Here is a 12,404-nt window from a genome sequence, read left to right on the forward strand (position 1 = left end):
TCATTCATTTGAAGGAGGGGACTTACACGTTATATAGTTAGATTACTAGAAAAATGAATGATCTTGTCCTTTCATAATTTTTACAGGGGTGATGGAGAATGTCCAACGAAAACCAAATGAATCCGCTTGATTCTGTTAAACAAATAAGTGAAATGTGGGAAAAGGGGTTAAATGGATTATTATTTCAATCAATAAATAACAATCAGCTAATCCAGATGACCAAGTTCGGGATTGATGCCCATTCAAGGTATATTGAGATGTTAAAAAGAAATCGTGAAATGATGGCAAGTTATATGAATCTCCCAACAAAGACGGATGTGGCCAACGTAGCAAAGCTTTCTATCCAGGCGGAAGAAAAGATAGATATCCTCGAGGAGCAAATTTGGAATTTACAGGAGAGTTTCGAATTAGCGAATAAGGAAAATCAGAGGATACTTATAGAAATGATGGAATACACAAAGCAAATCCATTCAGAATGGTTAAAGGCTTCAGAGGGACTTGCTCAATTATCAGACATTAAAAAAGAGTTTGAGTCGATGAAAAAGCTTTTGAAAAAGGAAAAAGTAAAAGAAGAACCTGTGCTAGCTAGTGCTGGCACAACCAAATAAGGGTGAAAGGAGACTTACTGATGGCGGTTAAAACACTAGGAAATATTCCTATTCTCAATTTAGAAACCGAAAGAGATCGCTGGAATACTGTCTATAAAGTTTTGAGTGAACCAAAGCCTGATATTGTACCTACTCCAAGAAAAGTGGTTTGGAAAAAAAATAAATCGGTTTTATGGTTTCATCCCGCTCCTGAAAAAAAGTATGACACACCAATATTTTTAGTTTATTCACTTCTAAATCAAGCTTATATATTAGATATTTCGGAATCAGGCAGTGTAATTGGTAACCTCACAAAACAGGGATACGACGTTTATATGTTTGATTGGGGTTCTCCAGGATTAGAGGACAAAGATCTTACTTTTGATAATTACATTATCGATTACTTAGAGGTAGCTGTGAAGCGGGCATTAAGACATTCAAGAGCGAAGGAAGTATCCATGGTTGGCTATTGTATAGGTGGATTGCTTTCAGCAATTCTAACTTCGTTTACCGACTTACCAATAAAAAACCTTGTTCTTGCCGCTGTTCCAATAGACTACAGTAACATAATAATGCCTGATAAATGGACTAAGGCAATCCAAAAAGGGACGCTGAATTTTGATAGGTTTTCAGATGCATACGAGGTCATTCCATCAGAGTTTTTGTATGCTATATTTATGGCTCTTCAAGGGTTTAATGTTGGTCCTAAAATAAACCTGATTACCCGTGCAAATGATAAAGAGTATGTGGAAAAGTGGCGCAGGATGGACAAATGGATGAGCGATGCTGTAACTTTTTCAGGAGCGTGTTTCAAACAAATGTTCAATGAACTATACAAAGAAAACAAGCTTGTCAAAGGTGAACTGAAGATTGGCGGATACGACGTTGATTTAAGAAAGATTAACTGCAGTGTGCTTGTTTTAACCTCTACGAGGGATGAATTGGTGTTAGAATCACAGGTTCTTCCTATCATGGATCTTATTACAAGTGAGGATAAAACCTATCAGCTTGTTGAGGCAGGTCATGTCTCCTTATGCTTAACAGGACAGTTTGCCTATGAGATTGCTCCTTGGCTATCGACTCGATCAAATTAAGGGAAGGTAAAAGAGGATGGTGCTACTGGGCACCATCCTCTAACTTTTTTAACAATCATGATGTTTATTAATATGCAGGGGAGGAGGGACGAGCCAACCCTTTTCTTTGTTCAAACGAAGGACTTTTGCACCTAGTGCTGCTTTTTGCATATGAAATTGCCCATACATCAAAGCTACGTCTTCACGTATAGACGTACCCATAATTTGACTGCATGCTACTAACCCTGCTGCGATATCAGCAGACAGTCCAGCTGCAATCGCAGGGTCAATAATTCGTGCACCTACCGGGATATCCTCCAAACAAGCTTCTGGCGGTTCTGGAGGTGTTGGTGGCAAGGCAATTCCGTTCTCCTTTAAAAGCTCTTCAATCTGTTTCTTTTGCTGTTGACCGATTTCGATAGCTTCTACTAATATTTTTTTTAAATCCTCGTCACCTGCATGGTTCAAAGCTGTCTGATAACCAGCAATCATGCTATTTCCAGCAAGTTCTGAAGCCCAAATACTAAAGACTTCACCATAGTGTAAAGGCTCTTCCTTAGGGTTTCCGCTTAAAATTCCCATTGTCAACCTCCTTAGTGAGTATGAAATGTTATTCATTTAGAAGTGCCTCCTTTCATGAAGCACATACTTAGCATTTCCTAAAATCAATTATATAAAAGGTGCCTAAGGTTGCAGTTTTTGGTAAAACTAAAAAAGAATGAAGCTAAAGCTACACTCTCTTATTAGTGGAAATTTTCCATGTGAATAGGAAGGCATTTTTAATTTACGATTTTACGCCAATTAATATAAAACTAACTCCTAATATAATCCAAAACAATTTAATAAAAGATATATTTTCAACAATACCCCAGACGCCTATGGTGGTGGTTAAAATTAGAATTAGTGGGCCTATAATTGCGAGGGAACTATTAACCATAATTGCTTTCTCAATCGAATTAAAACGTATCATTAAGATAGCTGCAGTTATTTCTATACCACCAGACAAAAATCTTAACATGGCCATTCCTAATACTACTTTTTCAATAATCAAAAACATACGAACCCTCCTGACAATAACAATTACTTTCAATGTATATGTTCCATTATTTATTAAAAGGACAAGTTTTTTTATCTACAGTATTCAATATAAAATTGGAAACACATGATTCCTTCAGTATCGAATAATAATAACTATGGAGGAGGGTGTCATGGATTATTTTACGTGTAGTTTTGGAGTTAACTAACTGTTAATATTTATCATTTCGGAATTATCAAAAAAATTTAATTGCAATTTCTCTAGGAGGATAGTAATATATTAATATATTAAATTAGTCCTTATAAAGTTATCAATTTATTAACAGTATTGTTTTTTACAACTTACATCCTAGGAGGCAAAATCAACATGGAAAATAAACTACCCTTTTCAAAATACTTCGTTATAGGAGTTATGCTGTTTGCATTATTTTTCGGTGCAGGAAATCTCATTTTCCCAGCATCACTCGGACAAAATGCAGGATCGAACGTTTGGATAGCAGTTGCCGGCTTTTTAATTACAGGAATTGGGTTGCCATTCCTTGGAATATTAGCAATGGGGATTTCAGGGAGTAAGAATTTACAAGAACTTTCTAGTAGGGTTCATCCAGTATATGGATTACTCTTTACTTCACTTCTCTATTTAACAATTGGGCCATTCTTTGCTGCACCTAGGACTGGTGCAGTGGCTTATGACATCGGAATTGCACCATTTGTAAATGAAAACTTTGGACAGGCAGGTTTGTTCATTTTCACTTTAATCTTTTTTATCGTCACACTTTGGTTTTCCCTTAATCCAGCTAAAATTGTTGATCGGGTCGGGAAAATCCTATCACCAGGCATAATCATTCTTCTTTTTATCTTGTTGATTATGGTAGTTGCAAAACCACTTGGTTCATTCGAAGGTCCACAGGAGGCTTATGCAAGTGGTGCATTTATGAAAGGTTTTACCGAGGGTTATAACACAATGGATGCGCTCGCTTCACTTGTATTTGGGATTATTGTCATCAATGCGATTCGCTCGATGGGTGTAACCTCTGCTCGTGGTATTCTGTTAGCATCTGCCAAGTCAGGTATTGTCGCAACAGTCTTTCTTGGAATCATATACGTAGGCATTGCCTATTTGGGTGCGACAAGCACGGAAGCATTTGGACTTTTTGATACTGGCGGGCCAGTCCTTGGAGAAGTTTCAGCTTATTATTTTGGAACACTCGGAACAATAATGCTTTCTATAATTATCCTCTTAGCTTGTTTGACAACAAGTATAGGATTAATTACTGCCTGTGGTGAATATTTTCACACGATATTTCCAAAGATAAGCTACAAGAAGTTCGTGCTGTTATTCTCTCTAGCATCCTTTGTTATAGCAAACTTTGGATTATCAAACATCATCAACTTCTCGATTCCAGTTTTAATGTTTCTTTATCCGCTGGCCATTGTCTTAATCCTTCTGACATTCTTGTCAGTATTTTTCTACCATGCACGAGTTGTTTATATTTCTGCAACAGCCGTGACATTCATGATTAGCACAATTGATGGGTTTAAAACGTTGTGCCAATTACTTGAAATCGAATATTATGGATGGCTTGCACCAATTATTTCATTTTATGAACAAGTGTTGCCGTTTTATAATCAGGGTCTTGGTTGGTTGGTTCCTGCTATAGTTGTGATGGCAATTACAGGAGGTTTCGTCCGGATAAAAGGTACATCGGCGGCACGTTTTAAGGAAAAAACAAAAAAAGCTGCCTAAAGATTTAACTTCATAGTAATAGTAGAGAACTCGCCAAAGGCGAGTTCTCTTTATTTTCTAATTTATCTCCCATTCCTTGACATTTTTAAAAAATGGAGTATAGTAATGTTCTTGTGAGACATTCATTCTTATTCGGAATTTGTTAATAGAATGTTCATATTTAAATGGTAAGATTGATTGATTGATGATAGATTACTTAATCAAATAAAATAAGATTGATATCATAGATTAATAACATTCAAAAGGCAGGTGCAACAAATGAATAATTCACTTCAAAAGGGTCAAGGTATATTCAATAAATATATTGGCTTTTTCTTTTTAGCAGTATTTTTCTTATGGATGAAAACATATATTGCTCAAATAACACAATTTAACTTAGGAATTGAAAATTCAATCCAGAAACTTCTATTATTTATAAATCCTTTAGGATCATCTTTACTATTTTTAGGATTTGCTTTCTTCTTTAAAGGTCGAAAAAAATATATCTGGCTAATTGTATTTGATTTTCTCTTATCCTTTCTTTTATATGCCAATGTTTTATATTACCGCTTCTTTAATGATTTTATTACGTTACCGACGCTTACACAGACTCAAAACTTTGGGGATGTAAGTGGTAGTGTATCTTCTTTATTGAAACCATATGATTTCTTATTCTTTATTGATATTCTTTTATTAATCGCGATACTCGCTTCACGTAAAGTGAAAATGGAGGTCAAAGATATTAATCGAAGGAAAGTAGCTGCAATATTCTTATTGTCATTGGCTATTTCTTGTGGAAATCTTGGACTAGCGGAAGCTGACCGTCCAGAATTATTGACAAGAGGTTTTGACCGCCACTATATTGTGAAATATTTAGGTATGTACAACTACACGATTTATGATGCCGTTAAAAGTACACAAGCATCTGCACAAAGAGTTATGGCAGATAGTGACGACATAACAGAAGTCATTAATTATACAAAGTCAAACTATGCAGAGCCAAATCCGGCTTATTTTGGTGCTGGAAAAGGAATGAATGTCATTTATCTCCATCTTGAATCGATGCAGGAATTCTTAATTGATTACAAATTACATGGGGAAGAAGTAACACCGTTTTTAAATTCTTTAACGAAGGAAGGAAGTACTCTTTATTTTGATAATTTCTTTCATCAAACTGCGCAAGGTAAAACTGCAGATGCTGAATTTATCTTAGAAAATTCCTTATATGGGTTACCGCAAGGATCTGCTTTTACAACAAAAGGTTTAAACACGTACCAAGCAGCACCAGCTATTTTAGAGTCTCATGGCTATACGTCTGCTGTTTTTCACGGGAATTCAGGCAGTTTCTGGAATCGTAATGAAATTTATAAATCGTTTGGATATAACAAATTTTTCGATGAAAATTACTATGAAATGAACCCTGAAAACCTAGCAGAATATGGACTGATGGACAAGCCGTTCTTTGAGGAATCGATCCCGCTATTGGAATCATTACCACAGCCATTTTATGCGAAATTTATGACTGTAACGCATCATTATCCATATCCGCTTGATGAAGACAAAGCAACAATTGCGCCGCATACAACAGGTGATAAATCGGTAGATACGTACTTCCAGACAGCTCGTTATGCAGACGAAGCATTGGAGCAATTCTTCAATTACTTGAAGGAATCTGGGTTATACGATAATTCAATTATTATAATGTACGGTGATCATTACGGTATTTCTAAAAATCATAATGCTGCAATGGAAAAAGTTCTTGGAAAGAAAATTACATCTTTTGATAGTAATGGACTACAGCGAGTTCCTTTATTTATACGTGTGCCGGGTATAGAAGGTGGCGTGAATCACGAGTATAGTGGTCAAATTGATATTCTTCCAACACTTCTTCACTTGCAAGGAATAGACACAAAAGATTATGTGCAATTTGGTACAGATATATTATCCGAGCAGCATGATGATCTTGTTCCATTCCGAAATGGTGAGTTTGTGAGTTCAAAGTTTACTTATGCTAATGGTAAATTTTATGATTCCACAACAGGATTGGCAGTAGAAGAGGATCAATTGGAAGAGGCGAAGGAATACCAGAAAATTGTAGAGCATAAATTACAACTCTCAGATAAAGTAGTAAACGGTGATTTACTACGATTCTATACGCCTGAAAACTTTAATCCAGTTGATAAATCCAAATTGAACTACACTAACTCTCAAGATGAAGAATCTGTAGAGTAAGCAATTTAAAAGGCTGCCTAAGAAATCATTCTTAGGCAGCCTTTTACTTTCGTTTATAATCATTCTTTTGGTTACTCATAGCTTTGGTGTGATATAATTTACATTAGTATCAGGTATTAATATCTTATACTAATGTATTTAATAAACTAAATAGAGTCAGTTTTTCTATGTTTTTGGGGATTAGCATAGGCACTTTAGGTAAAAAGAGGAACGGTCAAAGGGTCGATTAACAAATTTTATTAATCAAATGAGGGGTAATTATGTTAACAAATGATTTGGACTTCCGGTTAGAGCCTAAACTTATTGAACTATATGAAGAACATAAAAAGCGGTCTGAAAAAATAGATTGGGGCTACTATGAATTCTTGCCGTGGGATAAGGCAATGGATTTCAAGCGTGTTCCTTGGGATGAGAGTCAAATAACACTTCCATCATCGGTTATTATAGCGGTTGAAACAGCCCTTCTAACCGAGGTAAATCTTCCGTGGTTTACTTCTCACTTGGATCAGACCTTTAAAGGATCATTAACGGTAATAAAAGATTTTGTCCATACCTGGACGGCAGAGGAAGACCAGCATTCGAACTTACTTGAAAATTATCTATTAATTACTCGTAATGTTGAACCGATGCGTCTCCACCAATTGCATAAACAAACCGTAGAGAATGGCTGGAATCCTGACTACGAAACACCTTTCGAAACGATGGTATATACCTCTATGCAAGAACTTGCAACCATGGTGTTTTATTATAATGTAGCCAAGGTAGCGGGTCCACATGATAAAGATCTAGCTAGTCTACTTCGACGGCTGGCAAAAGATGAAACATTACATTATGCCTTTTATCGTGATGTGATTAAATTTCATCTGCAATTGGAACCGAATTACTGTTATTATTTGGCCAATGTCATCATGAACTTCCAGATGCCAGGTACTGTCATGCCTGACTTTGATGATCGGATGTCAATTATTGCAAAAGAAGCAAATTATGGACCATTAGAGTACTTTGACCAAGTTTTAGATGTAATTGTTGATTATTGGGAGTTAGAAAAATTAAGGCCGATTGCACCCGAGGCAGAAAAAGCTAGGTTGGACATTTTAAGGTACCATTCACGGTTGAAAAGGGTTAGGGATCGTTTTTATAGTAAAAATAAATAAAAAGAATCAGCAGATAAAATCTGCTGATTCTTTTTATTCGGGCTTTACCTTATTCTTCTTGAATTTTATTTATTGGAGGATTAATATATAAGTATATAATTATATTGTTAAATCAAATTGCTGCATGGAATATTGTTTTAAAATGCTACTAAGATTAAGGTAAGTTACTAAAATGGAGGTAAGACATTGGCTTCAACAATAATCGCATCATTGATTTTTTTATTTACGCTTATTTTAGTTATTTGGCAGCCCAAAAATTTATCAATTGGGTGGTCTGCTTGTGGAGGAGCGATTCTCGCGTTACTCTTTCGAGTCGTTGATTTTAATGATGTATTGGATGTAACATCCATAGTTTGGAACGCGACCCTTGCATTTATAGCCATTATTATTATTTCACTTATTTTAGATGAAATTGGGTTCTTTGAATGGTCAGCCCTTCATATGGCAAGAGCAGCCAAAGGAAATGGTATTCTCATGTTTGTCTATGTTTCCGTATTAGGAGCACTGGTAGCTGCCTTTTTTGCAAATGATGGGGCGGCACTTATTTTAACGCCGATTGTGTTGGCGATGGTAAGGAATTTGAAATTCAAAGAAAAAATGGTATTTCCGTTTATTATCGCGAGCGGATTTATTGCTGACACTACCTCGCTACCGTTGGTTGTCAGTAACCTAGTTAATATTGTTTCTGCAGACTTTTTCGGGATTGGCTTTGCCGAATTTGCTTCCAGAATGATTATCCCCAACTTCTTTTCTTTAGGGGCAAGCATCTTGGTTTTATTTATTTATTTTCGTAAGAGTATCCCCAAACAATACGACTTGTCAAAATTAAAAATGCCTGACGAAGTGATTCGTGATAAAAAAATGTTTCGTCTCTCCTGGGTCGTATTAGCGATTTTACTGGTTGGCTATTTTGTTAGTGAATTTATTGGTATTCCTGTTTCAATCATAGCAGGGGCAGTGGCTATTTTCTTTTTGTTCATGGCTAGAAGAAGTCCTGCAGTTAATATAGGTGCTGTCGTAAAAGGTGCTCCATGGAACATCGTATTTTTTTCAATAGGTATGTACGTTGTAGTATATGGTTTAAGGAATGTAGGATTGACGAATGTATTAAGCGACCTAATTCAAATAACAGCAGACCAAGGGCTATTTGCTGCGACGATGGGAATGGGTTTCATTGCAGCCATTCTTTCTTCAATAATGAATAACATGCCAACCGTAATGATTGATGCGCTTGCTATCGCTGATACAAATACAAGCGGTGTGATCCGCGAAGCTCTAATTTACGCAAATGTGATTGGTTCAGATTTAGGTCCAAAGATTACTCCTATTGGTTCATTAGCAACCTTATTATGGTTGCATGTGCTATCTCAAAAAGGAGTTAAGATTTCTTGGGGAACCTATTTTAAAACAGGTATTATATTAACGATTCCAACCCTGGTTATCACACTACTGGGTCTATATGTTTGGTTATTAATAATTTAAAAGGAGAAATGAATCATGTCTAAAAAAACCATTTATTTTCTATGTACAGGTAATTCATGTCGTAGCCAAATGGCAGAAGGCTGGGCAAAAAAACATTTAGGTCAAGAGTGGGAAGTACGTAGTGCAGGAATTGAAGCACATGGACTTAACCCCAATGCTGTAAAAGCAATGCAAGAAGCTGGAATTAATATCTCAAATCAAACATCTGACATTATTGATCCTGAAATTTTAAACAATGCAGAGCTGGTTGTCACGTTATGTGGTGATGCGGCAGATAAATGCCCAGTTACACCTCCTCAGGTAAAACGAGTTCACTGGGGCTTTGATGACCCAGCAAAAGCAGAAGGTACCGAAGAAGAAAAATGGGCCTTCTTCCAACGTGTACGGGATGAAATTGGAGAACGTATACATCGCTTTGGGATAACAGGGGAATAAAAGGTAAGAACTTTTATTAGCAAATAATAATATTGTTAAGTAATAACGATATATGAGGAGGTTCCTTCATGACAAATAAGAATTCAGACTTGAATCAACTATCCCAAGTATTAAAATTACTTGGTGACAAAACAAGGCTGACGATTGCAGCACTATTGTTGAAACGGGAAATGTGTGTCTGTGAATTGCTTGAGGTTTTTGAAATGAGTCAGCCTTCTATTAGCCAGCATCTTCGGAAATTGAAGGATGCTGGTATGGTGAAAGAAGCACGTAAAGGACAATGGATTTATTATTCTCTAAATATAAATAATGAGTTTTACCCTTTGATTGAAAATGTATTAACATTCGTGCCAGATCAAACAGACAAGATTGAACAAATAGAAAAGAGTAATCCCACTCAAAGGTGCGGGTGTTAGTATTCTGAAAATAGTAGGAGATGAAAAGACTATGAAACTAGAAATATTTGATCCAGCCATGTGTTGTTCAACGGGGGTATGCGGACCTACAGTTGACCCTGAATTAGCAAGGGTAGCTTCTGCATTATTTATCCTTGAAGGGAAAGGGTTTTCCATTACGCGCCATAATTTAGGCAGTGAGCCACAGGCATTTATTGAAAATACAGCCGTGAATCAACGTTTGAATGAAAGGGGTCTGGATGTGCTGCCCTTGGTTTTTCTTGAAGGGGAAGTGGTGAAAGAAGGAATATATCCTACAAACGAAGAATTAGCTGCCTGGTTTCACTTAGAAAAAACAGACTTAGTACCAAAAAAATCAGCTAATCAGTTGCTTTAAAAGAGGTGTACGAGATGTTTCCGTTGTTTAAGCCAGAAAATTTACCATTAACTCCGTTTATGTTTTTTACAGGAAAGGGGGGGGTGGGGAAGACGTCGGCAGCAAGCGCCTTAGCAATTCATTTGGCCAATCAAGGAAAACAGGTGTTAATTGTCTCAACTGACCCCGCATCAAACCTTCAGGATGTATTTGAAACAGATATTACAAATAACATTCAGCCAGTGCCAAATAAATCAGGCCTCTTTGCTTGTAACTTAGATCCGGAAGATGCAGCAAGAGCTTATAGAGAAAAAGTAGTCGGACCCTATAAAGGAAAGCTTCCTGATAGTGTGATTCAATCAATGGAAGAGCAGCTTTCGGGTGCCTGTACAGTTGAAATTGCTGCTTTTGATGAATTTACCAATTTGCTTGCAAATCCATTGGTTCAAGCTAAATATGACCATATTATTTTTGATACGGCTCCAACGGGCCATACATTAAGACTTTTACAATTACCTACAGCATGGACGGACTATTTAAATGAAAATACTCATGGTGCAAGCTGTCTCGGTCCCTTATCTGGACTTGGCGAAAAAAAAGAGCTATATGCACAAACGGTAAAAGCACTGTCAGATAGGGAAAAAACTACTTTAATTTTAGTCGCACGACCAGATGGAAATTCACTCCAGGAGGCAGACAAAGCTTCACGTGAATTAGTTGAAATTGGCATGGTACAGCAAATCCTGTTAGTGAATGGAGTTCTTCAAGCATTTACAAAAGGTGACCAGGTTTCAGAAGCTTTTTTCACAAAACAAAAACAGGCTCTCTCACTTCTTCCTGATGGTTTATGCGAAATGCCCATTTATGAAATTCAGCTTGTTCCTTTTTCTTTAACCGGGATTGATTCCTTAGAGAAGTTGTTCGGGGAAAAAGAACCAGAGCGACAAGCAGAATTTGTAAATGAAGAAATTCCCTTGCCTCCGTTTAATGAGCTGATTGATGACTTGGAGCAGCGCGGAATAAAGGTTATATTTACCATGGGAAAAGGCGGGGTTGGAAAAACAACAATTGCCTCGGCGATTGCAATTGGGCTAAGTGGAAGAGGGCACCAGGTTCATTTAACAACCACTGACCCTGCTGCACATTTGAGCAATTATTTCAATGAAAAAGAAAATTATAGAAATCTCACTATCAGTCGAATTGATCCAAAAGTGGAAGTGGAAAAATACCGAAGTGAGGTATTAAGTAAAGTCTCGAATGATCTTGATGAGGATGCAATTGCTTATATAAAAGAGGATTTAGAATCACCATGTACCGAGGAAATTGCTATTTTTCAAGCCTTTGCCCATGTTGTGGGCAGATCAAAAGAAGAAATAGTCGTTATCGATACAGCTCCAACAGGACATACCCTCCTCTTATTGGATGCAGCCAGCTCATATCATAAGGAATTAGAGCGTTCTACTGGTCAAATTCCTGAAAATGTGCAAGAATTATTGCCACGGTTACGAAATCAAAGTGAAACTGAAATCGTCATTACTACGCTTCCAGAAGCAACACCCGTATTAGAAGCAGATCGACTTCAGAAGGATCTTAAGCGTGCGGGAATTGTTCCCCATTGGTGGGTCATTAATCAAAGTTTATTTGCAACACATACAATTGATCCTGTCCTAAGTGGAAGAGCAATGACCGAAAAGGTTTGGATCGAAAAGGTAAGAAATGAATTATCGGAGCGAATGGCTGTCATTCCATGGCTAGATTCAGAAAATGAAGGAATCTCTCAGATAAAACAACTTTTAATAAACTAGGAGTGAGAGCATGAAAATTACTGATGCTGCACGTGATTTATTAATTCAAGTGCTAAAAGATAAAAATGAAAATGGTATTCGCGTTTATTTCGCAGGCTTTGGCT

Annotated in this window: 12 protein-coding genes; 10 read left to right on the forward strand and 2 right to left on the reverse strand. The window is 36.8% G+C overall.

Going from position 1 to position 12,404, the window contains the following annotated elements; translation table 11 throughout:
* Window positions 1-98: 98 nt before the first annotated feature.
* Both NSS81_RS21910 and NSS81_RS21915 read left to right on the forward strand, forming a co-directional pair.
* Window positions 99-608 (forward strand): polyhydroxyalkanoate biosynthesis repressor PhaR, encoded by a 510-nt coding sequence (locus tag NSS81_RS21910; RefSeq protein ID WP_342430737.1) that lies wholly within the window; start codon window positions 99-101, stop codon window positions 606-608.
* Between the two features lie 20 nt (window positions 609-628).
* On the forward strand, window positions 629-1,681 hold the full coding sequence (locus tag NSS81_RS21915; protein ID WP_342430738.1) for an alpha/beta fold hydrolase: 1,053 nt from the start codon (window positions 629-631) through the stop codon (window positions 1,679-1,681).
* Window positions 1,682-1,729: 48 nt separating this feature from the next.
* On the opposite strand, the gene NSS81_RS21920 is transcribed toward NSS81_RS21915, so the two are convergent.
* Entirely contained in the window at window positions 1,730-2,242 is a 513-nt protein-coding gene (locus NSS81_RS21920) for a DUF3231 family protein (RefSeq protein WP_342434114.1), read from the reverse strand.
* A 202-nt stretch (window positions 2,243-2,444) separates the two neighbouring features.
* A complete protein-coding gene (locus tag NSS81_RS21925) occupies window positions 2,445-2,717 on the reverse strand; it encodes a YqhV family protein (protein ID WP_342430739.1) in 273 nt (90 codons plus the stop codon).
* 345 nt (window positions 2,718-3,062) lie between these two features.
* Between NSS81_RS21925 and brnQ the strand changes: the two genes are divergently transcribed.
* The 8 genes from brnQ to arsA all read left to right on the forward strand — a co-directional run bounded on the left by brnQ (window position 3,063) and on the right by arsA (window position 12,300).
* A complete protein-coding gene (brnQ, locus tag NSS81_RS21930) occupies window positions 3,063-4,442 on the forward strand; it encodes a branched-chain amino acid transport system II carrier protein (RefSeq protein ID WP_342430740.1) in 1,380 nt (459 codons plus the stop codon).
* Between the two features lie 258 nt (window positions 4,443-4,700).
* Window positions 4,701-6,653, forward strand: a complete 1,953-nt coding sequence (locus tag NSS81_RS21935) for an LTA synthase family protein (protein WP_342430741.1) — start codon at window positions 4,701-4,703, stop codon at window positions 6,651-6,653.
* Between the two features lie 260 nt (window positions 6,654-6,913).
* Window positions 6,914-7,807 carry an acyl-ACP desaturase gene (locus NSS81_RS21940; protein WP_342430742.1) on the forward strand — a complete coding sequence of 298 codons (894 nt, stop codon included), beginning with the start codon at window positions 6,914-6,916 and terminating at the stop codon, window positions 7,805-7,807.
* Between the two features lie 186 nt (window positions 7,808-7,993).
* Window positions 7,994-9,289 carry an arsenic transporter gene (locus tag NSS81_RS21945; RefSeq protein WP_342430743.1) on the forward strand — a complete coding sequence of 432 codons (1,296 nt, stop codon included), beginning with the start codon at window positions 7,994-7,996 and terminating at the stop codon, window positions 9,287-9,289.
* 15 nt (window positions 9,290-9,304) lie between these two features.
* Window positions 9,305-9,724 (forward strand): arsenate reductase (thioredoxin), encoded by a 420-nt coding sequence (gene arsC, locus NSS81_RS21950; protein ID WP_342430744.1) that lies wholly within the window; start codon window positions 9,305-9,307, stop codon window positions 9,722-9,724.
* Between the two features lie 68 nt (window positions 9,725-9,792).
* Window positions 9,793-10,140, forward strand: a complete 348-nt coding sequence (locus NSS81_RS21955; RefSeq protein ID WP_342430745.1) for a metalloregulator ArsR/SmtB family transcription factor — start codon at window positions 9,793-9,795, stop codon at window positions 10,138-10,140.
* Between the two features lie 31 nt (window positions 10,141-10,171).
* On the forward strand, window positions 10,172-10,516 hold the full coding sequence (gene arsD, locus NSS81_RS21960) for an arsenite efflux transporter metallochaperone ArsD (protein ID WP_342430746.1): 345 nt from the start codon (window positions 10,172-10,174) through the stop codon (window positions 10,514-10,516).
* Between the two features lie 14 nt (window positions 10,517-10,530).
* Window positions 10,531-12,300 (forward strand): arsenical pump-driving ATPase, encoded by a 1,770-nt coding sequence (gene arsA, locus NSS81_RS21965; RefSeq protein ID WP_342430747.1) that lies wholly within the window; start codon window positions 10,531-10,533, stop codon window positions 12,298-12,300.
* Window positions 12,301-12,404 lie beyond the last annotated feature (104 nt).

It is taken from the genome of Neobacillus sp. FSL H8-0543, from assembly GCF_038592905.1.
In the GTDB taxonomy this organism is placed as follows: Bacteria; Bacillota; Bacilli; order Bacillales; family Cytobacillaceae; genus Neobacillus.

Excerpts from the sequence above, each read along its gene's own strand:
- NSS81_RS21940 (WP_342430742.1), top strand. The coding sequence starts at position 6,914 with ATGTTAACAAATGATTTGGACTTCCGGTTAGAGCCTAAACTTATTGAA.
- NSS81_RS21955 (WP_342430745.1), top strand. The coding sequence starts at position 9,793 with ATGACAAATAAGAATTCAGACTTGAATCAACTATCCCAAGTATTAAAA.
- NSS81_RS21915 (WP_342430738.1), top strand. The coding sequence starts at position 629 with ATGGCGGTTAAAACACTAGGAAATATTCCTATTCTCAATTTAGAAACC.
- brnQ (WP_342430740.1), top strand. The coding sequence starts at position 3,063 with ATGGAAAATAAACTACCCTTTTCAAAATACTTCGTTATAGGAGTTATG.
- arsD (WP_342430746.1), top strand. The coding sequence starts at position 10,172 with ATGAAACTAGAAATATTTGATCCAGCCATGTGTTGTTCAACGGGGGTA.
- NSS81_RS21910 (WP_342430737.1), top strand. The coding sequence starts at position 99 with ATGTCCAACGAAAACCAAATGAATCCGCTTGATTCTGTTAAACAAATA.
- NSS81_RS21925 (WP_342430739.1), bottom strand. The coding sequence starts at position 2,717 with ATGTTTTTGATTATTGAAAAAGTAGTATTAGGAATGGCCATGTTAAGA.
- arsA (WP_342430747.1), top strand. The coding sequence starts at position 10,531 with ATGTTTCCGTTGTTTAAGCCAGAAAATTTACCATTAACTCCGTTTATG.
- NSS81_RS21920 (WP_342434114.1), bottom strand. The coding sequence starts at position 2,242 with ATGGGAATTTTAAGCGGAAACCCTAAGGAAGAGCCTTTACACTATGGT.
- arsC (WP_342430744.1), top strand. The coding sequence starts at position 9,305 with ATGTCTAAAAAAACCATTTATTTTCTATGTACAGGTAATTCATGTCGT.
- NSS81_RS21935 (WP_342430741.1), top strand. The coding sequence starts at position 4,701 with ATGAATAATTCACTTCAAAAGGGTCAAGGTATATTCAATAAATATATT.